At 70.1% G+C, this 25099-nt stretch carries 23 protein-coding genes; 13 read left to right on the plus strand and 10 right to left on the minus strand.

All coding sequences use genetic code 11. The features are described from left to right. The first annotated feature begins 87 nt into the window (after window positions 1-87). The 6 genes from HL658_RS04370 (at window position 88) to HL658_RS04395 (ending at window position 6998) form a co-directional block, all read left to right on the plus strand. Complete coding sequence (locus HL658_RS04370; protein ID WP_180280630.1) at window positions 88-474, plus strand: response regulator; 387 nt, start codon at window positions 88-90, stop codon at window positions 472-474. A gap of 45 nt (window positions 475-519) precedes the next feature. Beyond that, a complete protein-coding gene (locus HL658_RS04375; protein ID WP_180280631.1) occupies window positions 520-1167 on the plus strand; it encodes a protein phosphatase CheZ in 648 nt (215 codons plus the stop codon). A 4-nt stretch (window positions 1168-1171) separates the two neighbouring features. Beyond that, a complete protein-coding gene (locus tag HL658_RS04380; RefSeq protein ID WP_180280632.1) occupies window positions 1172-1855 on the plus strand; it encodes a hypothetical protein in 684 nt (227 codons plus the stop codon). Continuing rightward, window positions 1852-2532, plus strand: a complete 681-nt coding sequence (locus HL658_RS04385) for an OmpA/MotB family protein (protein ID WP_180280633.1) — start codon at window positions 1852-1854, stop codon at window positions 2530-2532. The genes HL658_RS04380 and HL658_RS04385 overlap by 4 nt, the downstream gene beginning before the upstream one ends. Before the next feature lie 5 nt (window positions 2533-2537). After that, on the plus strand, window positions 2538-5972 hold the full coding sequence (locus HL658_RS04390) for a tetratricopeptide repeat protein (RefSeq protein ID WP_180280634.1): 3435 nt from the start codon (window positions 2538-2540) through the stop codon (window positions 5970-5972). A 105-nt stretch (window positions 5973-6077) separates the two neighbouring features. Next, entirely contained in the window at window positions 6078-6998 is a 921-nt protein-coding gene (locus HL658_RS04395; RefSeq protein ID WP_246337308.1) for a DMT family transporter, read from the plus strand. A 25-nt stretch (window positions 6999-7023) separates the two neighbouring features. On the opposite strand, the gene HL658_RS04400 is transcribed toward HL658_RS04395, so the two are convergent. The 5 genes from HL658_RS04400 to HL658_RS04420 all read right to left on the minus strand — a co-directional run bounded on the left by HL658_RS04400 (window position 7024) and on the right by HL658_RS04420 (window position 9475). Continuing rightward, window positions 7024-7662 carry a hypothetical protein gene (locus HL658_RS04400; protein ID WP_180280635.1) on the minus strand — a complete coding sequence of 213 codons (639 nt, stop codon included), beginning with the start codon at window positions 7660-7662 and terminating at the stop codon, window positions 7024-7026. Window positions 7663-7725: 63 nt separating this feature from the next. Then, window positions 7726-8493 carry a flagellar type III secretion system pore protein FliP gene (gene fliP, locus HL658_RS04405; protein ID WP_180280837.1) on the minus strand — a complete coding sequence of 256 codons (768 nt, stop codon included), beginning with the start codon at window positions 8491-8493 and terminating at the stop codon, window positions 7726-7728. Window positions 8494-8498: 5 nt separating this feature from the next. Then, window positions 8499-8810 carry a flagellar biosynthetic protein FliO gene (locus HL658_RS04410; protein WP_180280636.1) on the minus strand — a complete coding sequence of 104 codons (312 nt, stop codon included), beginning with the start codon at window positions 8808-8810 and terminating at the stop codon, window positions 8499-8501. Between the two features lie 6 nt (window positions 8811-8816). Then, window positions 8817-9200, minus strand: coding sequence for a hypothetical protein (locus tag HL658_RS04415; RefSeq protein WP_180280637.1), 384 nt, complete (start codon window positions 9198-9200; stop codon window positions 8817-8819). Beyond that, window positions 9197-9475: an EscU/YscU/HrcU family type III secretion system export apparatus switch protein gene (locus HL658_RS04420; protein WP_343055002.1), complete on the minus strand. Its 279-nt coding sequence runs from the start codon at window positions 9473-9475 to the stop codon at window positions 9197-9199. Before HL658_RS04420 ends, HL658_RS04415 begins: the two co-directional genes overlap by 4 nt. A 223-nt stretch (window positions 9476-9698) precedes the next feature. Here HL658_RS04420 and HL658_RS04425 point away from each other — a divergent pair, with 223 nt between their 5' ends. From HL658_RS04425 to HL658_RS04440, 4 genes are all read left to right on the plus strand, one after another. Beyond that, on the plus strand, window positions 9699-10415 hold the full coding sequence (locus HL658_RS04425; protein ID WP_180280639.1) for a DUF2076 domain-containing protein: 717 nt from the start codon (window positions 9699-9701) through the stop codon (window positions 10413-10415). Window positions 10416-10542: 127 nt separating this feature from the next. Beyond that, window positions 10543-12087 carry a DegQ family serine endoprotease gene (locus tag HL658_RS04430; protein WP_180280640.1) on the plus strand — a complete coding sequence of 515 codons (1545 nt, stop codon included), beginning with the start codon at window positions 10543-10545 and terminating at the stop codon, window positions 12085-12087. A 45-nt stretch (window positions 12088-12132) separates the two neighbouring features. Then, window positions 12133-12813, plus strand: a complete 681-nt coding sequence (locus HL658_RS04435; protein ID WP_180280838.1) for a winged helix-turn-helix domain-containing protein — start codon at window positions 12133-12135, stop codon at window positions 12811-12813. Then, window positions 12806-14227, plus strand: a complete 1422-nt coding sequence (locus HL658_RS04440) for a sensor histidine kinase (RefSeq protein ID WP_180280641.1) — start codon at window positions 12806-12808, stop codon at window positions 14225-14227. Before HL658_RS04435 ends, HL658_RS04440 begins: the two co-directional genes overlap by 8 nt. A 10-nt stretch (window positions 14228-14237) precedes the next feature. On the opposite strand, the gene HL658_RS04445 is transcribed toward HL658_RS04440, so the two are convergent. The 3 genes from HL658_RS04445 to HL658_RS04455 are packed head-to-tail and all read right to left on the minus strand — an operon-like array spanning window position 14238 to window position 15769. Beyond that, window positions 14238-14858 (minus strand): DNA-3-methyladenine glycosylase I, encoded by a 621-nt coding sequence (locus HL658_RS04445; protein WP_180280642.1) that lies wholly within the window; start codon window positions 14856-14858, stop codon window positions 14238-14240. 3 nt (window positions 14859-14861) lie between these two features. Further along, a complete protein-coding gene (locus HL658_RS04450) occupies window positions 14862-15149 on the minus strand; it encodes a YciI family protein (RefSeq protein ID WP_180280643.1) in 288 nt (95 codons plus the stop codon). A 14-nt stretch (window positions 15150-15163) separates the two neighbouring features. Then, the gene (locus HL658_RS04455; protein ID WP_180280644.1) at window positions 15164-15769 is read right to left on the minus strand and encodes a TetR/AcrR family transcriptional regulator; all 606 of its coding nucleotides are present in this window, start codon (window positions 15767-15769) and stop codon (window positions 15164-15166) included. 318 nt (window positions 15770-16087) lie between these two features. On the opposite strand from HL658_RS04455, the gene HL658_RS04460 reads away from it, so the two are divergent. Next, on the plus strand, window positions 16088-17134 hold the full coding sequence (locus tag HL658_RS04460) for an AI-2E family transporter (protein WP_180280645.1): 1047 nt from the start codon (window positions 16088-16090) through the stop codon (window positions 17132-17134). Between the two features lie 70 nt (window positions 17135-17204). Next, window positions 17205-17414 carry a hypothetical protein gene (locus HL658_RS04465; protein ID WP_180280646.1) on the plus strand — a complete coding sequence of 70 codons (210 nt, stop codon included), beginning with the start codon at window positions 17205-17207 and terminating at the stop codon, window positions 17412-17414. Between the two features lie 12 nt (window positions 17415-17426). Here HL658_RS04465 and HL658_RS04470 read toward each other — a convergent pair whose 3' ends face one another. Together HL658_RS04470 and HL658_RS04475 are read right to left on the minus strand one after the other, a co-directional pair. Further along, on the minus strand, window positions 17427-19928 hold the full coding sequence (locus tag HL658_RS04470) for a PAS domain S-box protein (protein ID WP_180280647.1): 2502 nt from the start codon (window positions 19926-19928) through the stop codon (window positions 17427-17429). Next, window positions 19925-22867 (minus strand): chemotaxis protein CheB, encoded by a 2943-nt coding sequence (locus HL658_RS04475; protein WP_343055003.1) that lies wholly within the window; start codon window positions 22865-22867, stop codon window positions 19925-19927. The genes HL658_RS04470 and HL658_RS04475 overlap by 4 nt, the downstream gene beginning before the upstream one ends. A 599-nt stretch (window positions 22868-23466) precedes the next feature. On the opposite strand from HL658_RS04475, the gene HL658_RS04480 reads away from it, so the two are divergent. Beyond that, window positions 23467-25080: a diguanylate cyclase domain-containing protein gene (locus tag HL658_RS04480; protein WP_180280649.1), complete on the plus strand. Its 1614-nt coding sequence runs from the start codon at window positions 23467-23469 to the stop codon at window positions 25078-25080. The last annotated feature ends 19 nt before the right edge of the window (window positions 25081-25099 follow it).

Genomic DNA, 25099 nt, shown 5'->3' on the forward strand with positions numbered 1-25099 from the left:
AATGTAAAGTCTCGTCCCGTCGTCAGGCCGCACCGGTCCGGCCGGACGAACGGGAAAGTAGCCGCAGAGCGGCGTCGCGGGTGGTCCATGGCTGTCGACAAGAACTTGCCGATCCTGATCGTCGATGACTACAAGACGATGTTGCGCATCGTCCGTAATCTTTTGAAGCAGGTCGGCTTCGACAATGTCGAAGAGGCGATGGACGGGTCGTCCGCCTTGACCAAGCTGCGGGAAAGCCGCTTCGGGCTGATCATCTCCGACTGGAACATGGAGCCGATGACCGGGCTCCAGCTCCTCAGGGAGGTGCGGGCCGATGCCAAGCTCGCCGCCATCCCCTTCATCATGATCACCGCCGAGAGCAAGACCGAGAACGTGATCGCCGCCAAGGAAGCGGGGGTCAGCAACTACATCGTCAAGCCGTTCAACGCCGAGACGCTGAAGTCCAAGCTTCAGTCGGTGCTGGGCGCCTTCTGAGCCCGATCCGCACCGCGCACGCCGACTGAACCCGGAGGCAGAGAGATGACCCCCAGCAACGTCCTTGCGGAGCAGAAGCTTCTCCGACAGCGGATCGACGCCGCGCACGCCGAAGCGGCGCAACCGCTGTCGCGCGAGGAGGTGGGCGACATCGTCCGCGAGGTGCTGACGACCATGCAGGGCGACCTCTCCGCCCAGGATCTGGGTCTCTACAAGGAGCTGGAGTCGCTTGCCCGCTACATCCAGCACGCGCGGCGGGAGATCGCGGCGATCCGCCCGGCCGACATCCGCGACTGCCACCTGCCCACCGCGCACGACGAGCTGGACGCGGTGGTCGGCGCGACGGAGACCGCGACCTTCGCCATCTTCGACGCCTGCGACGCCATCGGGGTCATCGCCGGCGGCATCGACGGCGAGCAGGGCGTGAAGCTGACCGAGCAGATCACCCGCATCTTCGAAGCCTGCAACTTCCAGGACATCACCGGCCAGCGAATCACCAAGGTTGTGAAGGCGCTGAAGCACATCGAGGCAAAGGTCGACGCGTTGGTCGCCGCCTTCGGCGAATCGGCTCTGGGAGCGCTGGAGGCCGATCCCGAACCGGCCGGCGACGCGGCCCTGCTGCATGGCCCCCAGCTTCCTGGCAACGCCATCAACCAGGACGAGATCGACCGGCTGCTGGCGAGCTTCGACTGACGCCATGGCCACGCCGGGCAAAGCGCCACTGTCCGCGCTGCCCGCCGGCCGGGCCGTGCCGGGGGGGGCTGCGAACGGGCCGCTGGTGCTGCTGCTGTCGCTGTTCCTGTTGTTGCTGGTGTTCTTCATCGTGCTGAATGCCCAGGCCGTGCGCCGGCCGGAGCGCACGAGCGCCGTCCTGGCGTCCGTCGAGCGCGGCTTCCCGGAATTCAAGATCGACGCGCGGCTGCGTGACGGGACGGATCCGGTGGCGTCGCGATCCGGCACCGTCTTCGCGGCGGAGCGGCTGCACGAGATGGGCGAGTTGTTCGTGACCGCGGTCGCCGTGGCGCGCGTGAACGCGGTGCGGCCCGGCCGGCTGCTGGAGGTCTGGCTGCCGATCGATGCGTTGTTCCTGCCGGGCACCGCCACGCTGCGACCCGACCGGCAGGGGCTGCTGGACCGCATCGCCAACAGCCTGCGTGCCGACCGGCCGGGTGAGCGGATGGAGGTGGACGCGCTGCTCGCCATCGACGAGGGGGCGCTGAGCCAGCCGCCCGGCCCGGTGCAGCGCGCCGGTGCGCTGGCGCGCGCGCTGACCGGCGACGGCGCTCCTCCCGGCTCGGTCACCGTGGGCGTCGAGCGGGGAGATGCTGGAACGATCCGCTTCCTGTTCAGCCTGCGCGCGGCGGGGGAGGGGCGGCGATGATCCGGGTGCCGGGCTTCGACAAGGCGCGCGACAGCGCGGGGGCGGACAGCCGCCGCACCATCTGGCTGGTCAGCTTCACCGATCTGATCTCACTGCTGTTCGCCTTCTTCGTGCTGATGCTGGCGATGGCGGAGCCGGACGGGCCGCGCTGGGCGCGCATGGCCGACGGGCTGTCCGCCCGCTCCACCGCCTCCGCCCCGTCGGACCGGGTGCCGGACCCGCATGCCGCCTTCAACGCCGCCACGCTGGAGCCACAGTCGCGCGTCAGTCTGGATTATCTGGGCGCGCTGCTGCGCACCCAGGTGGCCGACCGCCCGGAGCTGGCCGGCGTGTTCGTCCAGCGCGAGGACGACCGCGTCGTGATCGTCTTCCCAGGCGAGCTGCTGTTCGAGCACAGTGGGTTGCTGATCGGTGAGCGTGGCCGGCGTGCGCTGCACACGCTGGGCGCGGTGGTCGGGCGCATCGGCAACCGGATCGAGGTGGTCGGCCACGCCGAGCGGGAGGACGCCGCCTCCGGTCAGGCGTGGGAGCGGTCGCTGGGACGCGCGGTGGCGGTTTCGGCCGCGTTGCGCGGCAGCGGCTACCGCGGTGATCTGGTGGCGCGCAGCGTGATGGTGCCGGGCGCGGCGCGCGGCGGGCCGCGCGTCGACGTCGTCGTGCGCGAGATGGAGGAGTGAGGGCGATGGCCCGCCGTGGGCTGGCAGCGTGGGTGTGGGTGGGCGCCGCCGGGGTGGCGCTGCTGACTGGTGCCGCGGCGATCGCGGCGCCGGTGCCCGTGCGCGCCTTCACCCAGCAGAACTACGCCCGCATGGTCTTCGACTGGCCGCAGAAGGTCGAGTTCACCGCGAAGGTCGAGGGCGAGAAGCTCGTCGTCACCTTCGACCAGCCCATCGAGACCTCGCTTGACCGCGCGGTGCGCAGCGTCAACCGCTTCCTGGCCGGCGGGCGCGTCGGGACGGACGGGCGCAGCGTGGAGTTCGACCTGCGGCGCCCGGTGACGCTGAAGAGCTTCCGCAGCGGCAACGCCGTCGCCATCGACCTGGTCCCGACGACCGCCGAGGCCGCCGCAGCAGCGCCAGCGGCGGGGGCACAAACCGCGGCCGCGACGCCCGCACCGGCCCGGTCGGCGGCGGCCCGCGTTTCGGTGCGCGCCGCCGACCATCCGAATTACACGCGCATCGTCTTCGACTGGCCGGCCGGTGCCGAATACCGGGTGCAGCGCGACGGCGCCGCCGTCACCGTGCTGTTCGACCGCCCCGGCGATCTCGACGCGGCGCAGGCGGAGCGGGCGAAGCTGCGCAACGTCCAGAACATCGAAAGCTATCGGCAGCCCAACGGCGCGTTGGCGATCACCTTCGCCGCCCCGCAGGATGCCGACATCCGAGACTTCAAGAACGGCAAGTCGGTCGTCATCGACGTTCAGAACGCCGGCACCCGCAAGGCGCCCGAGGCAGCGACCGCCGCCGCCCAGACCCCGGAACCGAAGCCCGCCACGCCTTCCGCCACGCCTTCCGCCCCGACATCCGCCCCGACATCCGCCGCTCAAGCCCCCGCCTCCGCCCAACCGGCGCCGGCGAACGCGTCGCCCCCGGCCGCCCCGCGGCAGGCTCCGGCCCCGACGCCCGCGTCGACCCCTTCGGGCCCCGCGGTCGCGGCGGCGAACGCGCCGACCGCAGCGGTGGCGGCACCGGCGGCCAGCCCGGCGGCGCCGTCGCCGGTCGTGGCGACGGGGCCGGCCATCGTCTTCGATCCGGGCGGCCCGTCCTCGATGGCCGTGTTCGCGCGCGCCGGGCATCTCTACATGGTCTTCGACAAGAGCCTGCCGATCGGCGCCGGCAAGGTGAACGGCCCGAACGCGGAACTGGTCGGCGGGGTGGAGCCGGTGCCGGCGACCGGCGGCAGCGCCTTCCGCACGCGTGTCGGCCCCTTCGTGTGGCCGAAGATCGAGCGGCAGGGCACGGTGTGGCGGATCACCCCCTCCACCCGCCTCGTCAACGCCGGTCCGCAGGAGCTGCGGGTGGAGCCGGACCCCGCCTTCCTGATGGGCGCACGTCTGCTGGTGCGGGCGAACGACGCCAACGCGGTGGTGCAACTGTCCGACCCCGACGTCGGCGACCGGCTGATGGTGGCGCCCCTGCCCACCGCCGGCCAGGCGGTGAGTGAGCCGCGCCGCTTTCCGGACGCCGAGCTTCTGCCCGCCTTCCAGGGCGTCGTCGTGCGTCCGCTGAACGACGATCTGGCGGTGCGCCCGGTGCGCGAGGGGCTGGAGATCGGTGCGCCGGGCGGGCTGCACCTGTCGCCGCTGGCCGACACCGGGCTGCGCCCGCCGGGCTCCCAGCCGCCGGCCCAGACCGCCGCTGCGGGTCCGGCCGGGCCTGCCGCCGGGCAGCGGCCGACCCGGCGCATCTACGAGCTGGACGCTTGGCAGCACGGCGGCGCCGAACACTACACCGATGCCCGCCAGCAGCTCCAGATGGCCGCGGCCGAGGCTCCCGACGACCTGCGCGCCAAGGCGCAGCTCGACCTTGCCAAATTCTATCTGGCGAACGGCTTCGGGCCGGAGACGCTGGGCATGCTGGAGGTGGTGCAGGGCACCCAGACGGGCGACCTGGAAGCGTGGCCGGAGTTCCGCGCCCTGCGCGGGGCCGCCCGCGTCCTGGCCGGCGACGGCGACGGCGCACTGGAGGACTTGAAGCTGCCGGCCTTTGCCAACAACCCGGAAATCGGCGTGTGGCGCGCGGCCGTGGCGGCGCAGAAGGGCGACTGGCCGGCGGCGGCGGCCGGCTTCAAGGCGGGCAACGCCTACCTCGCCACCTACCCGGAGCCGGTGCTGTCGCGGCTGGCGCTGCTGGCGGCGGAAGCGGCGCTGAAGACCGGCGACACCGCCAGCGCCCAGCGCCTCATCGACCGGGTGCTCGCCCGCGGCGGCGTGGATGCCGAGGATCGCGCCGACGTGCAGTATCTGCGCGGCGAACTCTACCGGCAGTTGGGCGAGCCAGACCGCGCGATCGAGCAGTTGAAGACCGCCTACGAGGGGCTCGACCGCTTCTACCGGGCCAAGGCCGGGCTGGCGCTGACCGATCTGGAACTGGCCGAGAACCGTATCTCCCCCGCCGCGGCGGTGGAGCGGCTGTCCGGCCTCACCTACGCGTGGCGTGGCGACGATCTGGAGTTGGCGATCCGCCAGAAGTTGGGCGAGTCGCTGCTGGCCGGCGGCCAGTACGCCGACGGGCTGAACTCCATGAAGGAGACGGCGGCCATCGTCGCCGACACGCCGAAGGCGGAGGAGATCACCCGCAAGATGCAGCAGAGCTTCGCCGACCTGTACAAGGACGGTGCGGCCAAGCTGCCGACCCTCGACGCGCTGAAGCTTTACGACCAGTTCCGCGAGCTCACCCCGCCCGGCCCGGAGGGGGACGAGGTGATCCGCCAGCTCGCCGAGCGTCTGGTGACGATCGATATGCTCGGCCGCGCCGCCGACCTCTACGAGCATCAGGTGCAGTACCGCTCGGCGGGCGAGGAGAAGGCCCGCCTCGGCACGAGGCTGGCGTCGCTCCGCCTGCTCGACCAGAAGTCGCAGGACGCCATCCGCGCGCTGGAGATGTCCAACGTCCCCGGCATTCCGGCCGACCTCGCCCGCGAACGCCGCCTGATGCAGGCCAAGGCGCTGGCCGAACTCGGCCGCGGAGACGAGGCGTTGCAGCTTCTGGCGGAGGACGACAGCCGCCCCGCCGACCTGCTGCGGGTGGACATCGCTTGGCGCGGGCAGAAGTGGGAACAGGCGGCCGTGGCGCTCGGCAAGGTCATCGGCGCGCCGCCCGCCCCGGAGGCGAAGCTCGAGCCCGCCGCCTCCCAGCTCGTGCTCAACCGGGCGGTGGCGCTGGCGCTGGCCGGCGACGGCACCGGGCTGAACACGCTGCGCAAGGATTTCGGTGGTGCCATGGCGAAGGGGCCCGACGCCGACGCTTTCCGCATCCTGACCCGGCCGGAACAGGCCACGGGGTTGATCGACGTGAACACCATCCGTTCGCGCGTCGCAGAGGTGGACGTGTTCAAGAACTTCCTCAAGGGCTACCGCACCCGGCAGGCGCAGGCACCCGCACCCGTGATGAACTGACCGGTTCCGCGGACGCCCGCTCGCACCTGCCATGCGCCGGTGCCGGTTGGCAGGGCGGAGGGTTGGGGCCTAGATGGTCGGATCGACGTGGAGATCCGCCCGACCATGACGACGTCCGCCACCACCGTTCCGTCCCGTCCCGCCGGCCCGAGCCTGCGCGCGAGCCTGCTTCTGCTCGCCGCGGTGGTGACGCTGTGGGGGGCGCACTGGCCGATCATGAAGGTGGGGCTGGCCCATGTCGGGCCGCTCTGGTTCAACGCCCTGCGCTTCCTCACCGGCGGCCTGTCGCTGTTCCTGGTGGTGGCGCTGCTCGGCCGGCTGCGCGTGCCACCGCGGCGGGACTGGCCGCTGCTGCTGTCCGTCGGGCTGGGCCAAATGATGCTGTTCGGCGTGCTGGTCATGTACGCGCTGCGCCACGTGCCGGCGGGGCGCTCGGCGGTGCTGGCCTACACCACCACCCTGTGGGTAACGCCCCTGTCGGTGCTGATCCTGGGGGAAACGGTGTCGCGCCGCAAGGTGGTGGGCACGGTGCTCGGGCTGGCCGGCATCGCCGTGCTTTTCAACCCGCTGACGCTGGACTGGAGTGACCGCGCCGTGGTGGTCGGCAACCTGATCCTGCTGGTGGCGGCGTTGGTGTGGGCGCTGTGCATCCTGCACATCCGCGCGTACCGCGGCCTCTCCTCCACCCTGGAGCTCGCACCCTGGCAGATGCTGCTGGCGGCGGTGCCGGTGACCGGGGCCGCCCTGTGGATCGAGGGGCCGCATCCGGGCGACGGCACCCTGACCTTCTTCCTGGTCGCCGCCTACGCCGGGCCGCTCGCCACCGGCTTCTGCTTCTGGGCCGTCAACCAGCTCACCGCCCGCCTGCCGGCGGCCACCTTCTCCAACGCCATGCTGGCGGTGCCGATGTCGGGCATCCTGTTCAGCGCCGCCGCACTCGGCGATCTGCCCAGCGGCCCGGTGCTGCTGGGCATGGCGATCATCCTGGCGGGAATGGCGACGGTGGTCGCGGCGGAGCGGCGGTAGCCCGGCACGGGGGCGTTCGCCCGGTTCAGGGCTTCGGCCGCAGCACGCAGGTGACCACGCGGACCGGGCGTCCGGCAACCTCCCCTTCTCCCACGCTGAATCCTGGCGTGCCCTGCCGGCATTCCTCATGGCCCGGCAGCGACACGACGAGGCTTGGAAGATCACTGGCGCGCAGGTTGGTGAGCAGCGGGTCGGCGCCGGTGACCACCACCTGCGTTCCGACGCTCACCGTCGCACCCTTGGGCTCCGACCGGATCAGGTATCCCGGCAACGGCGCGAGGGGCGCCGGGTGGGTGTGGGTGACAGGCTTGCCCGGCAGGGACGCCGCCGCCCCCAGCGTGCTGCCGGCGGCGACCGCCCCGCCCGGATTCCGATTCGCCATCAACGCGCCCAGCAGTGCCCCCGAATAGGCCTGCGCGCTGTTGTCCGGCGAGGCGCCGGGCACGGCCGGCGGGAAGGGCACGGCTTCGACGGTCACGTCCCGTTCGTTGTCGATCCGGCCGTCGCCGGTCAGGACCGGCTTGCCGTCCGGGCCGATCGACCGCAGGGCGAAGGCGGGCGGCGGCCCTTCCGTTGTCAGCTGGTCCGGGGCTGTCGTGCACGCCGTCAGCGCGAGCGAGGCGACCGCCGCGAGAAGAAGAGGTCCGATCGGCGGCCGGGCCATCGCTTGCTCCACCCTGTGTTCTTGTTCGACCGGCGCCGGGAGGAACCCCGCCGCGCGGCGCTGTCAAAGCGTCCCGAAGCTGCGCGCCAGCGAGCCGGCGATCAAGTACCAGCCGTCCACCAGGACGAAGAAAATGATCTTGAAGGGAATCGCCACCAGGGTGGGCGGCAGCATCATCATGCCCATCGACATCAGGATCGACGACACCACCATGTCGATGATCAGGAAGGGCAGGAAGAGCAGGAAGCCGATCTCGAACGCCCGCTTGATCTCGGAGATCATGAAGGCCGGCACCAGCACGTGGAGCGGCGTGTCCGCGGGGGTGGCGACGTTCTCGATGCGGCCCATGTCCATGAACAGCCGCAGTTCCTTCTCGTGGGTGTGCTTCAGCATGAAGTCGCGGAAGGGGGCGATGGCGCGGCGGAAGGCCTCCACCTCGTCGATCTGTTCGGCGATCAGCGGCTGGATGCCCTGCGTGTAGGAGCGCTCCAGCACCGGGGCCATGATGAAGAAGGTGAGGAACAGCGCCAGGCTGACCATCACCTGGTTGGGCGGCACCTGCTGCACGCCGAGTGCGGAGCGCAGGAAGGACAGCACGATGACGATCCGGGTGAAGGACGTCATCATGATCAGGATGGACGGAGCGAGCGTCAGCACCGTCAGCAGGCCCACGAGCTGGACGATGCGGCCGGTGGTCGACCCGCCGGCGTCCCCCAGGTCGAAGGTCATGCTCTGCGCCAGCGCCGGCCCGGCCCACAGCGCCAGCCCGATGGCGCTCGCCAGCGCCATCGGCAGGCCGAGCGCCACCCGGCGGAGAAGGGTGCGAAGCATCGGCCTCACGGCGCCGTCTCCGCCCGCGCCGCGGCGGCGACCGCGTCCTTGAAGCCGCTGCGGATGCCGCTCTCGATCACATGGTCGCCGTTGGTGCCGAGCAGGATCAGATGTTCCACATCATCACGGCGGAGCAGGACGAGGCGGCGGCGGGTGTCGAGCGGCGTCACCTCGACGATGGAGACGCGGCGCTGGCGCGGGTTGCCGGGCATGGCGTGACCGAAGCCCAGCCGCCGGAAGATCACGGCGACGATCCCGATCAGCGCCAGCACGAACATCAACGCGAAGGCGAAGGTGAGGTATTGCTGGAGATCCATGTGCGCTCAGGGCTGCCCGTCGTAGGGGTCGGTGCCGGGGACGGGTTCCGGGACCGGGTCGCCGGTCACGATCGGGCGGCCATAGGCGGCGGCGGCGCGCTGGCGCGCCGTGTGGGGGTCGTTGCGGCCCTCGGCGGCGGCGGCGAGCGTGTCGCGCTGCCGGGTCAGCGCACCGGTGAGGCCGTCGAGCGCCGCCAGCATCTGTTCCAGCGCCTTGAGCTGCCCGCGGGCCGGTGCCGGGGGCAGGGCGGACGCCGCGGCGCAGAGCTCCGCAACACGGGCGTCGAGCCCGGCGAGATCGACGCGGGCGCCGGCGTCCGCCTGCACCCGCGCGCCCTCCAGCACCGCCGTCACCGCGGCGATGCCGCGGGTCACCTCCTCGGGCGTCATTCCGGATCTCCCAGGGCGGGTAGGGGCGGGGGCAGCGTGCCGTTGGCGCGGTAGACGTGGGCGAGGATCTCGGCGACCGCGACGATCGCCTCCACCGGGATTTCGCTGTCCAGCTCGATCGCCGACAGGATCTCCACCAGATCGGAGTCCTCGCGTACCTTCACTCCGTTGGCGAAGGCCAGCTCCAGGATCTGTTCGGCCAGCGTGCCGCGGCCGGTGGCGACCACCTTCGGCAGGGCCTGCCTGCCCTGTTCGTACTTGAGCGCGACCGCCACGGGGCGTTGCGGCTTCGGCCTTTGGTGCGGGGGCGGGGCGGGCAAGGCGGTGTCCGGATCCGGGGCCAGAATGTGCGGCCATCCTGTCGTCATATGCTTAATGAATGCTGAAAGCCGTGTTGCGCGGCTGGTGGGCCTGCCGGCCGATTTCCTCTTGCCGGTCCCGCTCCCGCCACGCCACATCTCGGGAGCCGACGCTACGCCGGAGCCAAGGAGCACCCCCATGACCCCCGAGGAACGCACCCTCCTCACCGACCTCTTCGAACGCCTGCGGCAGGCGGAGACGGGGCCGCGCGATGCGGACGCCGAGCGGCTGATCCGCGACTCCATCCAGGCGCAGCCGGGCGCCCCCTATTACCTGGCCCAGACGGTTCTGGTGCAGCAGCACGCCCTGACCGCGGCGCAGGCGCGCATCGAGGAGCTGGAGCGGCAGCTCCGCGACGCCGCGCCGGCACCGCAGGGCGGCGGCAGCTTCCTCGGCGGTCTGCTCGGCGGTGGGCGCAGCCCGTGGGGTGGCGGCGCGGCGCGCCCGGCGGCACCGCCCCCGCAGCCCGCGCCGCAGCCGCAGCGCGGCCCGTGGGGGGCACCATCCGGCGGCTACGGCCCGCAAGGCTACGGCGTGCCGCCCTACGCGCCGGCCCCGGTGGCCTATGCGCCGCCGCGCGGCGGCGGGTTCCTCAGCGGCGCCATGCAGACGGCGGCGGGCGTGGCCGGTGGCATGCTGGCGGCGTCCGCCATCTCGTCGTTGCTGCACGACAGCCCCGGCCCCTTCGGTGAGGCGCTGGCCGCCGAGCCCGCCCATCACACCGCCGACCCGGGAGCCCACCCCACGGCCGACGATCCGGCCCAGGACGACGCCGGTTACCAGGAGGCGGATTACCAGACCGACGACGTTCCGGACGACGCGGGCGGTGATTCCGGCGGCGACGGCTGGATCTGAACGTGGGCGACACTCTGAACCACTTGTAATCCGGCGGACAGGCGGCGGTGAGGGGGCGGGGCCTATCTAGGAGGGGAGGCCGGGCGATGGACCCGGCCAAACTTTCCCGATACGGAGTTCCGCTCCCATGACCGAGACCACCCAGCCCACCCCGGCCCGGCGGCGCCTTCGCAACACGGTGGCCGCGCTGATGCTGGGGACGACGGTCCTGACCGGCACCGCGCTCGTCGCCGGCTCGCCCGCCTCCTTTGCCGCCACCAGCGTCACCGAACCCGCCAACGCCAACACCGCGGCCCAGCTTCCCGGCAGCTTCGCGCCGCTGGTGCGGAAGGTGCAGCCGGCGGTCGTCACCATCATGGCCGCCCAGGGTGGCGGACACGCCGAGCGCACCGCCGAGGCGGAGCGTGGCGCCCCCGATCTGCCCTTCCCGCCGGGCTCCCCCTTCGAGGAGTTCTTCCGCCGCTTCCAGGATCAGCTCGCTCCCCAGCAGCGCCCGGAGCCGCGCGGTGAGCGCGGCGGGGTGTCGCTGGGCTCCGGCTTCATCATCGACGCGGGTGGCTATGTGGTCACCAACAACCACGTCGTCGATGGCGCCCGCGAGGTGACGGTCACGCTGGACGACGGCACCCGCCTGCCGGCGCAGGTCGTCGGCCATGACGAGAAGACGGATCTGGCGCTGCTGAAGGTGTCGTCCGACACGCCGCTCCCCTATCTGGCCTTCGGCGACAGCGACAAGGCGGCGGTCGGCGACTGGGTGCTCGCGGTCGGCAACCCCTTCGGGCTTGGCGGCACGGTGACCACCGGCATCGTCTCGGCGCGCGGGCGCAACATCAACGCCGGCCCCTACGACGACTTCATCCAGACCGACGCGGCGATCAACCGCGGCAATTCCGGCGGCCCGATGTTCAACGCCGCGGGCGAGGTGATCGGCATCAACACGGCCATCTTCTCGCCGTCCGGCGGCTCGGTCGGCATCGGTTTCGCGATTCCCTCCAACCTCGCCAAGTCGGTGGTGGCGCAGCTCCGCGACCATGGGCATGTCGAGCGTGGCTGGCTGGGTGTGGCGGTGCAGCAGGTGACGCCGGAGCTGGCCGCCGGTCTCGGCCGCGACAAGGCTGAGGGTGCGCTGGTCGCCCAGGTCACCCCCGGTAGCCCCGCCGACAAGGCCGGCCTGCACCAGGGCGACCTGATCCTCGGCTTCGACGGCAAGCCGGTGCACAGCATGCGTGACCTGACACTGCGCGTCGCCGAGACGAAGTCCGGCGAGTCGGTTCCGGTGCAGGTGCTGCGCGACGGGTCGGAGCGCACGGTGACGGTGGAGATCGGCCGTCTGAAGGAGGAGCGTGTGGCCTCGGCCGGCGGCCATCGTGGCGAGTCGGCGTCGGCGACCACGGTGAACGGGCTGGCGCTGGCCCCACTCACCGCCGCGGCGCGCGAGCGGCTGGGCATCGGCGCCGAGGTGAAGGGGGTGGTGGTCACCCGCGTGGATGGCGACGCCCCGATCCAGCCCGGCGACGTGATCGAGAAGGTCGGTGACGCCGCGGTCTCCAGCCCCGCGGAGGTGTCGAAGCACGTGCAGGAGGCGGAAAAGGCCGGCCGCAAGGCGGTCCTGCTGCTGGTCAACCGCGACGGCGCCGATACCTTCGTGGCCCTTCCGCTGCGCGCGGCGTGACGCGACCCCTTGGCCGCCGCCTTTCCGGGACGTACATAGATGGACATGAAAGTCCTCGTGATCGAAGACGACCGCCAGGCGGCGGCCTATCTCGCCAAGGGTCTGAAGGAGGCCGGGCACGTCGTGGACGTGGCCAACGACGGCAAGGAGGGCCTGTTCCTTGCCGGGGCCGAGTTCTATGACGTGATGATCGTCGACCGCATGCTTCCCGGCCGCGACGGGCTGTCGCTGGTCGAGATCCTGCGGGCGACCGGCAACGACACGCCCGTGCTGTTCCTGTCGGCGCTCGGCAGCGTCGACGACCGGGTGAAGGGTCTCAGGGCCGGTGGCGACGACTACCTCACCAAGCCCTTCGCCTTTTCCGAGCTGCTGGCCCGCATGGAGGTGCTGGCGCGGCGGCGCGGCGGGGCGGCGCCCCAGACCCGGCTGAGCGTCGGCGATCTGGAGATGGACCTGCTCTCCCGCACGGTGAAGCGGGCGGGGCGGCCGATCGAGCTGCTGCCGCGCGAGTTCGCGCTGCTGGAATACCTCATGCGCAACGCCGGCAGCGTGGTGACCCGTACCATGATGCTGGAGAATGTCTGGGACTATCACTTCGATCCCCAGACCAACGTCATCGATGTGCACATCGCGCGGCTGCGCCAGAAGATCGACAAGGATTTTCCGGCCCCGCTGATCCACACCGTGCGCGGGGCCGGCTACAGCCTGCGCGTGCCGGATGCCTGATCGGGCGTCGGTGCGGCTGCACCTCACCACCACCTTCAAGCTCTCGCTCCTTTATCTCGGGCTGTTCGTCGCGTCGGTCAGCGTGATCCTGTGGGCGGCCTACCGTTCCACCGCCGGCTTTCTGGAGCAGGAGATCGGCGAGACCATCACGGTGGAGGTCGAGGCGCTGAAGGACCAGTATCTCCGCGCCGGGCTGCCGGGGCTGGTGGAGGTGGTGCGGGCCCGCAGCTCCATCCCGCACAACAACTCCATCTACCTGCTGCTGGCACCCAACGGGCAGATCCTGGCCGGCAACCTGTCGGGCTGGCCGGACGGCACCTGGCACGAGGACGGCACGGTGCATTTCAAGGTCGCGGAGTATGGCGGCACCGAGGACCATCCGGCGACCGCCCAGGCGGTCGGCTTCACCCTGCCGGGGCAGTTCCGGCTGCTGGTCGGGCGCGACATGAGCGAGATCGACCAGCTCCGCGACCGCATGGCGGCGTCGCTGGGCTGGATCCTCACCATCACCGCCGCACTCGGCCTGATCGGCGGCGGGCTGACCAGCCGCAGCGCGCTGCGGCGGATCGAGGCGATCAACCGCACCACCCGCCGCATCATGGCCGGCGATCTGTCCGGTCGCGTGGCGGGGGTGGGCAACGGCGACGAGATCGACCGGCTGGCCGGCAACCTCAACGCCATGCTCGACCAGATCGAGCGGCTGATGAACAGCGTGCGGCAGGTGACGGACAGCATCGCCCACGATCTGCGCACCCCTTTGAGCCGCCTGCGCACCCGCATCGAGCTGGTGCTGCTGAAGGAGACCGACGATCCCGAGGTCTACCGCGCCGCCCTCCAGGAGTCGCTGGTGGAGGCGGACCGGCTGCTCGACACCTTCAAGGCGCTGCTGTCCATCGCCGAAGCCGAATCCGGCACCCGCCGCAACGATTTCAGGCCGGTGGAGCTGGCCGACACCGCGCATCTCGTGGCCGACCTCTACGAGCCGCTGGCGGAGGAGTCCGGCCTGACCTTCACCGCCGAGGTGCGCGGCCGGCCGCTGGTGCAGGGCAACGACCAGCTCCTCTCGCAGGCGATCGCCAACCTGCTGGACAACGCCATCAAATACACGCCGGCCGGCGGGCGCGTGTCGCTGGTGGTGGACGGCAAGACGGCGAACCAGGGGGCAGCGATCACCGTGACCGACAGCGGCCCCGGCATCCCGCCCGAGATGCGCGAGAAGGTGCTGGGCCGCTTCGTCCGGCTGGACCAGTCCCGCAACACGCCGGGCAACGGTCTGGGCCTCAGCCTCGTCGCCGCGGTCGCCCGCCTGCACGACGCCCGTCTGGTGCTCGACGACGCCAACCCCGGCCTGAAGATCAGCCTGATCCTGCCGCCGCAGGCGGCGGTGAAGCGGATCGAGAGCGTGGCGGCGTAAACGGCGGGGATCAGGCTCCTGCGTTGCCTGGCCGGACGAAGGCGGCCCGCGCCCTGTCCACCGCGTCGCGCACCACGCAGCCTTCGGCGTGATCGTTGATCAGCCCCATGGCCTGCATGAAGGCGAAGACGGTCGTCGGACCGACGAAGGACCAGCCACGCTTCTTCAGGTCCTTCGACAGGGCGACCGAGGCGGGCGAGGTGGATGCGCTCTGCGGGGGGCCGAGCTCGGCGGAGGATGGCTCGAAACGCCAGACATGGGCGGCCAGCGATCCCTCCGTCTCCACCAATTCCAGCGCGCGGCGCGCGTTGTTGATCACGGCTTCGATCTTGCCGCGGTGGCGGACAATGCCGTCGTTTTTCAGGAGCCGGTCCACGTCCGCCGCCGTGAAGCCGGCGATCCGCTCGAACGCGAACCCCTCGAAGGCGGCCCGGAAGTTCTCCCGCTTGGCGAGGATTGTGCGCCAGCTCAGGCCGGACTGGAATCCCTCCAGGCACAGCTTCTCGAACAGGCGATGGTCGTCATCGACGGGAAACCCCCATTCCGTGTCGTGATAGGCGAAGAACTCCGGTGCCGCCGCGCACCAGCGGCAGCGCGGGCGTCCGTCGGGTCCGGGAATCGTGGTTGTCATCGCTCAGGCTTTCAGAAAGGCCAGACGATCATCGACACGGCCCGGCGTGATCGCGACGATGTCGGCATCGACGACGGCCTCGCTCACGAAGGGATCATCCCGCAGCCGCGCTTCGAGGTCCCCGCGCGTGATGTTGTGGGCGAGGACCGCACCGCCGGCGCCGCCGTCCAGGCCGCCAACCAGCAGAAAGACGCCATCGGCAAAGCCGCGCCGGATCCAGGCGTTGTGGCCGTCCATGTGCGCGGGGGCCTGCGCCCTGTTTGCGGAGAATCGGAGCGTGACGAGGAACATGGGGCGAGGCTCCTTCAAGGCTGCGGTCTGGTCTCGGAAGTTGGGCGGTCCTGGTGGGGGCGCTGGGCTTCCACCCAGGCGAGGAGGTCCTCCACCTCCCGCTGGATGAAGCCCTCGTCCTGGAAGGCCGTCGCCAGGGTCGCGATGCCCTGGCTGCGCATCAGCGCGTGCAGGGCGAGCGCGTCGGCATCGGCCTCGCGCCCGAGTGCGGCGAACTGGAGGGACAGCCAGCGGCGGAACAACATGAAGAGCTTGGCCGCATCGTCCTTCGCGACGTGGCGGAGCTTGGACAACTCGTCGCACAGGGTGCCGACGGGGCAGCCGTACAGCATGATCCGCGCGCGGTTCATGATGAGGATGCGGACGAAACTGCGGATGCGCTCCACCGGGTCTGGTGTCGCCCCCTCCCAGCCATCCAGCATCGCTTCCGTGTTGGCAAGACGCAGGGCGATCACGGCGCCGAGCAGATCGTCCTTCGTGCGGAAATGATAATAGAAGTTGCCGCGCGAGAGGCGAACCGCCGCGGCGATGTCCGCGAAGGAGGTCGCCTCGAACCCCTGCTCGTAGAAGAGCCGGTCGGCGACCTCGACGATCTGCGCCCGTGTGATCGCTGCCCCCATCCCTTTGCCGTCTTGCCCTTTTTCTAGGTCAATCGTCCCAGATGTTTGTAGGACGGTTGACCTAGAAACGCAACCGTGTTCACCGGCCGCCCGCGCAAAAAAAGCCCGCCTTGCGGCGGGCCAAGGGCAACATCAGCGAGAATGACTCCAGTGAGCGGAACCTCGATGGCGTCACACTGAATGTAGATGCCCGTTCGCTCCCTTACAGTCTTCATCTCCGTACTAAGCCGTTCGGTGGGGGTGGGGCGCAGGGATGGAAGCTGCGGCACCCGGCGGGGTTCTGGACGTTGTCTCGCGAGGAATGCGCGGAGGAACGGGATGGACGGCAGGGTCGGGGTAGAGCGGGAACGGGCCGGACGGCCGGGTGCGAACTGGGACGAGCTGCGCGTCTTCACCTGGAAGGTGCTGATCGTCGCCCTGATCGGCGGCTTGCTGTTCGTGGGTTGGCAGGTGGCGGACGCGCTGCTGCTGGTGTTCGCCGGGGTGCTTCTGGCGATCCTGCTGTTGCGGGCGACGGGGGGTGTGCGCGGGTTGACCGGGTTGTCGCAGGCGCCCGCCTTCGGGATCGTGCTGGTGGTGCTGGCGGCGGTGACGGTGGCCGGCTTCTGGTTCATGGGATCGACGCTGGCGGCGCAGTTCTCACAACTGTCGGACCAGCTTTCGGCCGGCATCAAGCAGCTTCCCGAGGAGGTGCGCAGCCAGATCACCGACGGGTCGCTGTCGACGGCTCTGATCAGCCGGCTGCGCACGGCGGCCACGGGGCTGATGACCTTCCTGGCCGACGTGGTCGTCGTGGTGTTCGCGGGGATCTATCTGGCCGCCTCCCCCGGCCTGTACCGGCGCGGGCTGGTGCTGCTGGTGCCACCCTCCGGTCACGACCGCGCGCACGAGGTGCTGGACGCGACCGGTGAGGCGCTTTGGAAATGGCTGATCGGCCAGCTGATCTCCATGGCTCTGGTCGGCATGCTCACGTACGCGGCGCTGCTGACGCTGGGCATGCCGGCGGCGCTCGCCCTGGCGGTGGTGGCCGCGGCGCTGGAGTTCATCCCGCTGATCGGCCCGATCCTGGCGGCCATGCCGGCCATCCTCATCGGCTTCGCGGTGGGTCCGACGACGGCGCTGTGGGTGGCCGGCGCCTACCTCCTCATCCAGCAGGTGGAGGGCAACCTGATCCAGCCGCTGGTGCAGAAGAAGGTGGTCAGCCTGCCGCCGGTGATCACCATTGCGGCGGTGGTGGCGGCCGGCACGCTGTTCGGGGTGATGGGCCTTTTTCTGGCGGCACCCCTGGCGGTGGTGACCCTGGTGCTGGTGAATTTCCTGTATGTACGGGACAGCCTGGGCGAACGCCCGCGCTTCCCCGACTGACCCGGCGCGGAACCCGGCGCCGTCCGGACGGTTCACATCGGCTGTACCCAGATGGTTCGGGAAGGGCACCATGGCGCATGTTCTGGAGATCCGCGGCAACGCCGTCGTCGGCAACGACGACAGGGACGACACCTATCTGCCCCCGGGCACGCCCATCCAGCGGCCGGACGGCCATTACGTCAGCTTCGGCATGGATGTCGAAGGCCCTTACAGCCGGGACGAGGCGGAGGCCCGATTGCAGCGGCTGAAGCGGGCGACGGACGAGGAGCTGGGCCGCTGAACGCCGCCGCCGTCACCCTCCGTTCAGGCTTCGGCGGACGGTGGCCTGCAGTGTCTCCGGCTGGATCGGCTTGTGGAGCAGGGCGCACTGCGCCGCGGCGGCCTCCCGCAGGCGGTCGGACGAGGTGTCGCCGGTCAGCAGGATGCCGGGCAGCTCCTGGCCCAGGCGGGCGCGCGCACGGTCCATGACCTGGAGCCCCGTCTCGCCATCCGGCAGGCGGTAGTCGGCCAGCACGATGTCGGGCATCAAGCCGCCCTCGATGCGGTCCGCCGCCTCCGCGGCGGTGCCTGCCTCGACCACGCGGTAGCCCCAGTCCTCCAGCATCAGGGTCAGGGCCATGCGGATGACCGCGTCGTCCTCCACCAGCAGGACCAGCCCGTCGGCGGCGGGCGGACCGGCGACCGGTGCCTCGCTCTCCGCCGGCTCGACACGCGGCGGCGGGGCGGCCGGGACCAGTGGGAAGCTGATCAAGAAGCGCGAGCCGCGTCCCAGCACGGAGGTCACATCGATGGACCCGCCGAGCATCGCGACGAGGCGGCGGGCGATGGACAGCCCCATGCCGAGCCCTTCGCTGCGGTTCCGGGCGGCGTTGCCCACCTGGTAGAAGTCCTGGAAGATCCGGTCGATCTGGTCCTCGGCGATGCCGATGCCGGTGTCCCACACCTCCAGCCGCACCCGCCCGTCGCGCCGCCGCGCGCCGAACAGCACACGGCCATGGCGGGTGTAGCGGATGGCGTTGGACAGCAGGTTGCGGATGACGCGCTCCAGCAACGGCCCGTCGGTGGGCAGCGTCAGTTTCACCGGCACGGTGTCGAGCCGCAGCCCCTTGGACGCCGCCACCGGCGCGAATTCCCGGTGCAGCCGGTCCATCATGTGGCCGAGGGGAACCGGCGCGATCACCGGCGTGACCAGCCCGGCCTCCAGCCGCGAGATATCGAGAAGAGCATCCAGAAGCCCACCCAGCGACACCACCGTGTCGCGCAACTGCTCGGCCAGGCGGCGCGTGTGCGGTGCGAGGTCGTGCTTCAGCACCAGCCCCGCCAGCAGCAGCAAGGCCTGCACCGGCTGGCGCAGGTCGTGGCTGGCGGACGCGATGAAACGCTCCTTGGCGCTGAGCGCGGCGGACAGGTCGCGCTCCAGCGACTTCAGCGCGGTCACGTCGGTCACCGCGGACACCACGGATTCGACGCGGCCGGCAGCGTCCATCACCGGATAGCTGGACAGGCGCAGCCACAACGTCTCGGCCCCGCCGTCGTCGCCGGTGACGCCGACGACCCGGTCGATCACCGCACGGCCGTTGCTCACCGCCTCGGCGGCCGGGGAGAAGCCGGTGAGGCGCAGACCGTCGGCCCCCACGAAGCGGCGCCCGGTGGACGCGCCGTCGGCCGGGAAGCGCGGGCCGTCCAGGGCCGCGCGCGGATCCACCAGCGGTTCGGCCGGGCCGGTCAACAGCCGCTCGCCCATGCCGTTGGCGATCAGCACGCGGCCGCCCGCGTCGCGCATCACCAGCGCCTCGTGCAGCGCCTGCACCATCGTGCGGTGGCGCTCCTCCGACGTGCCCAGCGTGCGCTGGGTCTCGATGCGGGCGGTGACGTCGCGCAGAGCGATGACGCCGCCGGTGATGCGCCCGAACTCCAGGATGGGGGAGACGGTGAACTCGGCGATCACGCTGCCGCCGCCCTTGCGGTGGACGCGCTGCTCCGACACCTGCCGGGCGCGGCCATCGGCGAGCGCCAGCATCACCGCGTCCGTACCCTCCGACGAGCCGTCGCCGACGAAGAGCTGGGTGACGCTGCGACCGGCCAGCTCCGACGCCGGGAATCCGGTGATCGTCTGCGCCGCGGTGTTGGCGAAGGTCATGCGCGCGTCGGCGTCCAACCCGATGATGCCGTCGGCCACCGATTGCAGGATGTGGTGGTAGGCCGCGCGCGCCCGCTCCGCCTCGTCGCGTGCGGCCTGCACGGCGCGCATCCAGGCGTTGCGCTCGGTCACGTCGGTCACCGTGAACAGCAGATCGCCCTTCTCGCCGTCCTCCAGCGCCACCGGGTGGGCGTCGGTGAGGCCGTCGATGCTGCCTTGCGCGCCGATGTAGCGGTACTCCTGCCGCGTCCAGGTGCCGGTGTCGCGCAGACGCTGGAGCGACGCGAACAGGCGGTTATGGTCGACCGGATCGACCAGCAGGGTCAGCGGCCGGCCGCGCAGACGGCGCTGTCCCAGCCCGAACTGACGCTCCGCCGAAAGGTTCGCCTCACCCACGATGCCGGCCGCGTTGACCGTGAAGCAGGCGAGCGGCAGCGACCGGAAGAGCTGCATATACTCCTGGCGCGACGCTTCCAGCGCTTGCTGGGCACCGCGCAGCTCCTCGTTCTGGATCTCCAGCTCGGCCTGATGGACGTACAGCTCGTGGACCACCTCCTTGAAGGTGGAGGCCGGAACCCTGGCCGTTTCGAAACTTCCATCCACGAGGAGCTCTTCGGCGCGGCGGCGCAGACGCTCGACCCGACTTTCGCTCACTGTGCGGCCTCCATGCCGTCGGCAAGCTTCAATTCCATCATCTTCCTACGGGTGATGTTGATGTGGCTGACCACGACCCCGCCCACCGGCGAGTCGAGGCGGGCGGCGTACATCAGGAACCAGCGCCGCTCCTCCGCGGAGTGGCAGGGATACTCGACGACGAACTGCTCCGAACGGCCGGCCAGGATGGCGGCCAACCCCTCGCGCACCGCGCGGCGGACGCCGTCCTCGTCCTCCTCCGGCTCGCAGGCGCAGACGTTCAGGTAGTTGGTGCCCACGCCGCAACGTTCCAGTTCCGGCGCGCCGTTCTGCCGGGCGAAGCGGTCCCAGGCGGCGTTGGTCATGGTGATCACGCCATCGCGGTCGAGCACCGCGATGTGCTCGGGCAGGCTGTCGATGACCGACTGAAGCCTTTCCCCGGCTTCCTTGGTCACCGTCACATCGACGAAGGTGATCACCACCCCCGCCACCAGCCCGCGGTCGGTCAGGTAGGGAAGGATGCGCGTCTGGATCCAGCGCCCGTCGCGCACGCGCACGTGCCGCTCGATGGGGGTGTGCTCCCGGAAGACGGTGCGGATGTCGGCCAGGAAGTCGGGGTAGTCGATGTTGGTCGACAGATGCGTGATCGAGCGGCCGATGTCGCGCGGGATGATGTTGATGAAGCCGGTCGCCGCCGGCGTGAAGCGGCGGATGACCAGATCGCCATCCAGGAACACCGTACCGATGGCGGTCGAGCGCAGCAGATTGTCGAGGTCGTTGGTGATCTCCGTCAGCTCCTCCACCTTGGCCTGGTATTCGGAGTTGACGGAGTAGAGCTCCTCGTTGACGGACTGCAGTTCCTCGTTGGTGCTCTGCAGCTCCTCGTTGGAGGCGAGCAACTCCTCGTTGGTGGCCTGGAGTTCCTCGTTGGCGGTCTCCAGCTCCTCGATGGTGGCCTGGAGGTTCTCGCCGCGCGACATCAGCTCCTGTTCAAGCCCGCGGATGCGCTCGGCCGCGTCCTCGTTCAGGTCGAAATCGCTGTCCATGCGCTCGGGCGGGGCGGAAACCGGTTCCAGCAGCATCAGAGCGTAACGTGAGCCGGTCTTGCGCGACGTGAAGGGCCGGATGCGCAGGCTGGCGGCGGTCATGCCCTCGCGGTCCTTGACCGGAATGTTGGACAGCGCGAACTCCTCGCCCATGCGGAAGCAGCGGGTGAGCGCGGTGCCGGCGACCAGCCCGACCGAGGAGGGCAGCAGCTTCAACGCGTTCAGCGTCGCCTCGCCGGACGGCATGCGCAGGTAGCTGCTGGCATCGCCGAAAACGTGCAGGATCGCCATCTGCTCGTTCACCAGAAGGGTGGGCGGCACATAGATGTTGATCAGCGTGGCGATCGCTTCGTCGATGGCGGCACTCTGTTCCAACGCCGCCGCGGCCGGGGCGGTGCCGCTGTGGCCGGTCACGGCGAGTGGCAGTGGGGCCGACATCGGGCGCGGCAACCTCAAGGAGCCGACCCGCAGGCTCTGGAAGATCTTGGCGCGGCTGTCCACCGTGTGGAATTCGGACGACAGATCGCCCAGCGACTCGCTGGTGCCGAGGAACAGGTGCCCGCCCTGCCGCAGCGCGTACTGGAACAGCCCCAGCACCTTCCGCTGGAGCGGCGTGTCCATATAGATCAGCAGGTTGCGGCAACTGATCAGGTCGATCTTGGTGAAGGGCGGGTCGCGCATGATGTTGTGGACGGCGAACACCACCATCCGCCGCACATCACGCGACACGACGTAGCGGTCGCCGCGCTGCGTGAAGTAACGGCTCAGCCGGTCCGGGGCCACGTCCTCGGCGATCGACAGGGGGTATTCGCCAAGGCCGGCGACCTCGATGGAATCCTGATCGATATCGGACGCGAAGATCTTCACATCCACGTGGCGCCCGGTCCGTTCCATCGCCTCCAGCAGGAGGATGGCGATGGAGTAGGCCTCCTCTCCCGTGGCGCAGCCGCACACCCAGACGCGGATCATGTCGTTCGACGCGCGCTGCCCGATGACGCCCGGCAGCACCCGCTCGGCCAGGGCCTTGAAGGCACCGTCGTCGCGGAAGAAGCGGGTGACGCCGATCAGCATCTCCTTGTAGAGGGTGACCGCCTCCGCGCTGTTGCGGCGGAGCAGGGCGGCGTAGTCCTCCATGCTGTCGAGAGCCGCGGTGTGCATGCGCCGTTCGATCCGCCGCAGCAGCGTGGCCACCTTGTAGTGTGAGAAGTCCACGCCGGTGACCGCGCGGATGGCGGCGACGATCTGCGCCAGCGGGTCGATGCCGGTCGCCGACCCTCGCAGGACGGGCAGGGGGCGCGTGCGGATCAGCGTCCGCTTGGAGTGTTCCAACAGCTTTGCCGGGATATCCTCGGCGCGCAGAACCGCGTCCACCTTGCCGGTGGCGATGGCGCTGCGCGGCATGCCGTCGAACTGCGCACTGTCCGGTTCCTGCACGGCGGTGAAGCCGCCGGCGGCCTTGATCGCCATCATACCGCGGGTGCCGTCCGATCCGGTGCCGGACAGGATCACGCCCATGGCGAAGCTGCCCTGGTCCTGGGCCAGCGCGGTGAAGAAGATGTCGATGGGCAGACTGATCCCGCTCGCCGACTCCTTCATGGCGAGCTGGAGATGCCCCTCTTCGATCGACAGGGTCTTGGCCGGGGGCAGCAAATAGACCGTGTTGCGCTCCACCTCCATCCCATGCTCGGCCTGGACGACGTTCATGGTGGTGTGCTTGGCCAGCAGATCGACCATCAGGCTCTTGTGAGCCGGCGACAGATGCTGGATCACCACGAAGGACAGGTCGCTGGCGGGCGGCACGTGGTCGAAGAATCGCTGCAACGCCTCCAGGCCGCCGGCTGAGGCACCGATCCCGACGATGCAGCACGCACGGTCGCGGTCGGCGGGATCCGCAGCGCCATCGGGGATCGTCACGGTCGGGCCGCTGTCATCGGGGCTTGCAGGCATTGCGTGCGGGGTTGGCTCTTGATCGATGGCATTACCAATCATCACCTTGGAATATAGACGTTCCGCCGCACGAGTACAGCCGTGACGGGAGCGGGGCGGCGCAACGAGCTATGTTTGTGGTTCATTGGACTACGAATATCGGCCAAGGTTTCGTCGAAAGGCGTAATCATTGTTCAATGTCCAACCAATCTCCATGGAACGGCAACACTCGGCTTTCACGGCCAAGAGGAGATGGATGCGACACGCCCGTTGGCAAAGTACACGGATGCATGAATTCGATTGCGTGCGCAAGAGCTATCCTTTCGGAAAAGCCATAGGAGTTCTGTGGTTGGCTCCTATATCTTGTCCATTGCCGGCGGGTGGCGGTTCGGCCGTATGGCGGAAAGGGCCGGCCGTAGCGGATAGTCGAAACCCGGCAAGGGGTCGCCGTCGAAATTGCTTCGTATTATAATGATCCCCGCGCAGCGTGCGCAGCGGTGGTCGGCGGGGCGGGCATGGTTTGGACAACGGGTCGAAGGGCGGACTTCCTGCCCTGGCGGCGAAAGAGGCTCCGGGATGTCGTGGCGTTGGCTGGCGCGCTTCTGGTGGTCGGCCTCGCCTTCCTGCTGAGTGTCCTGATCGGCGGGCGGTCGGAGCGCCAGCTCGAGCGGGAGATCGGCCGTTCGCTGGCCGAGGCGGCGTACCTGCTGGTCGATAAGCTGGCCACCGACATGTCGACGAGGGCCAACCAAGTCGGAATCCTCGCGAAGATCGACGGCATGCGCGACTGGACCATCGCCCAGAAGGTGATGGACGAGCTGAAGGCCAAGGACCGGACCCTGTCCTGGATCGGCGTGATCGACCGGAGCGGCGTCGTCCACGCGGCGAGCGACGGAATCCTGATCGGCGCCAACCTCACGGCACGACCCGTGTTCCACGAGGGGGTGAAAGGACTGTTCATCGGCGATGTGCACGACGCCGTCCTGTTGGCGACGCTGCTGCCGAACCCGACCGGGGAGGCGATGAAGTTCGTCGATGTCGCCACGCCGTTGATCGACGGGACCGGAACGACCGTGGGGGTGCTGGCCGCTCATTTCTCGTGGAACTGGGCGCGCGAGGTGCAGGACACGCTGTTGAAGCCCATGGGCGACCGGCGGGGGTTGGAGACCTTCATCGTCGGCGCGGACGGGGTCGTGCTGATGGGACCATCGGGCACGGTGGGAAAGACGCTGTCCATCCCCAGCGTCGCCGCGGCGCGGACGCAGGGGATCGGGTGGGCGGTGGAACCTTGGCCGGACGGTGGGACGTACGTCACGGGTTACGCGCGGGAGTCTGGGCGCCCCGGCTATGACGGGCTCGGCTGGACCGTGCTCGCCCGCCAGCCGGCGGAGGCCGCCTACGCCGACGCGGCCGCCCTCCGGCAGGAAATCCGGCTGTGGGGATTGGGATTGGCGGCGGTCTTCAGCGCCCTGATTTGGTACGCCGCCGGTCTGGTCACGCGCCCGCTGCGCGCCATCGCCGACGCCGCCGAGCGCCTGCGGAAGGGCGAGCCCGGCGTGCAGATCCCGGAGATCACGCGCGGCGTGGTGGAGGTGCGTGATCTTTCCCGGTCGTTGCGCACGCTCGTGGCGAGCCTGACCGACACCCGGCTTTCCCTGGCCCAAATGGAGGATGCCGCCTATCAGGACCGGCTGACGGCGCTGCCCAACCGCCGGTTCTTCGAGCAGTACGCGGAATCGATCACGGCCTGGAAGAACGGCCCGCCCGTCACGGTGCTGGTGATGGACCTCGACGGCTTCAAGCCGATCAACGACACGCTGGGGCATCACGCGGGCGACGCCGTGTTGCGTCAGGTGGCGGCGCGCATCGCCTCCTGTCTGCGCTCCGAGGATGTGGTGGCGCGGCTCGGCGGTGACGAGTTCGTCGTGGTGATCTCCGGCGAGTTGGACAAGGAACCGCCGGATGCCGAAGAGATCGCGGGCCGCCTGATCGCCTCGGTCAACGAACCGGTGCTGGTTGCCGGGCAGGCCGTACGCGTCGGGTGCAGCATCGGCATCGCCGTCTGGCCCGCGCACGGCGCCACCCTGTTCGATACCGTCGCCCGCGCCGACGAGGCGCTGTACGCGGCGAAACGCGCCGGCCGGAACATGGCCGTACGTTACGCAACCGGGGAGCGTACGGCGCAGAACGCGGCCGGTTGACGCCGGCCGCGCATCCGGG

The sequence above is a fragment of the Azospirillum oleiclasticum genome (assembly GCF_013423485.1).
GTDB lineage: Bacteria > Pseudomonadota > Alphaproteobacteria > Azospirillales > Azospirillaceae > Azospirillum > Azospirillum oleiclasticum.

What these genes read in the sequence shown, in the direction of transcription:
- HL658_RS04430 (WP_180280640.1), top strand. Translation starts at nt 10,543, where the DNA reads ATGACCGAGACCACCCAGCCCACCCCGGCCCGGCGGCGCCTTCGCAAC.
- fliP (WP_180280837.1), bottom strand. Translation starts at nt 8,493, where the DNA reads ATGCTTCGCACCCTTCTCCGCCGGGTGGCGCTCGGCCTGCCGATGGCG.
- HL658_RS04395 (WP_246337308.1), top strand. Translation starts at nt 6,078, where the DNA reads ATGACGACGTCCGCCACCACCGTTCCGTCCCGTCCCGCCGGCCCGAGC.
- HL658_RS04370 (WP_180280630.1), top strand. Translation starts at nt 88, where the DNA reads ATGGCTGTCGACAAGAACTTGCCGATCCTGATCGTCGATGACTACAAG.
- HL658_RS04445 (WP_180280642.1), bottom strand. Translation starts at nt 14,858, where the DNA reads ATGACAACCACGATTCCCGGACCCGACGGACGCCCGCGCTGCCGCTGG.
- HL658_RS04385 (WP_180280633.1), top strand. Translation starts at nt 1,852, where the DNA reads ATGATCCGGGTGCCGGGCTTCGACAAGGCGCGCGACAGCGCGGGGGCG.
- HL658_RS04375 (WP_180280631.1), top strand. Translation starts at nt 520, where the DNA reads ATGACCCCCAGCAACGTCCTTGCGGAGCAGAAGCTTCTCCGACAGCGG.
- HL658_RS04465 (WP_180280646.1), top strand. Translation starts at nt 17,205, where the DNA reads ATGGCGCATGTTCTGGAGATCCGCGGCAACGCCGTCGTCGGCAACGAC.
- HL658_RS04435 (WP_180280838.1), top strand. Translation starts at nt 12,133, where the DNA reads ATGAAAGTCCTCGTGATCGAAGACGACCGCCAGGCGGCGGCCTATCTC.
- HL658_RS04455 (WP_180280644.1), bottom strand. Translation starts at nt 15,769, where the DNA reads ATGGGGGCAGCGATCACACGGGCGCAGATCGTCGAGGTCGCCGACCGG.
- HL658_RS04425 (WP_180280639.1), top strand. Translation starts at nt 9,699, where the DNA reads ATGACCCCCGAGGAACGCACCCTCCTCACCGACCTCTTCGAACGCCTG.
- HL658_RS04390 (WP_180280634.1), top strand. Translation starts at nt 2,538, where the DNA reads ATGGCCCGCCGTGGGCTGGCAGCGTGGGTGTGGGTGGGCGCCGCCGGG.
- HL658_RS04415 (WP_180280637.1), bottom strand. Translation starts at nt 9,200, where the DNA reads ATGACGCCCGAGGAGGTGACCCGCGGCATCGCCGCGGTGACGGCGGTG.
- HL658_RS04460 (WP_180280645.1), top strand. Translation starts at nt 16,088, where the DNA reads ATGGACGGCAGGGTCGGGGTAGAGCGGGAACGGGCCGGACGGCCGGGT.
- HL658_RS04410 (WP_180280636.1), bottom strand. Translation starts at nt 8,810, where the DNA reads ATGGATCTCCAGCAATACCTCACCTTCGCCTTCGCGTTGATGTTCGTG.
- HL658_RS04440 (WP_180280641.1), top strand. Translation starts at nt 12,806, where the DNA reads ATGCCTGATCGGGCGTCGGTGCGGCTGCACCTCACCACCACCTTCAAG.
- HL658_RS04400 (WP_180280635.1), bottom strand. Translation starts at nt 7,662, where the DNA reads ATGGCCCGGCCGCCGATCGGACCTCTTCTTCTCGCGGCGGTCGCCTCG.
- HL658_RS04450 (WP_180280643.1), bottom strand. Translation starts at nt 15,149, where the DNA reads ATGTTCCTCGTCACGCTCCGATTCTCCGCAAACAGGGCGCAGGCCCCC.
- HL658_RS04380 (WP_180280632.1), top strand. Translation starts at nt 1,172, where the DNA reads ATGGCCACGCCGGGCAAAGCGCCACTGTCCGCGCTGCCCGCCGGCCGG.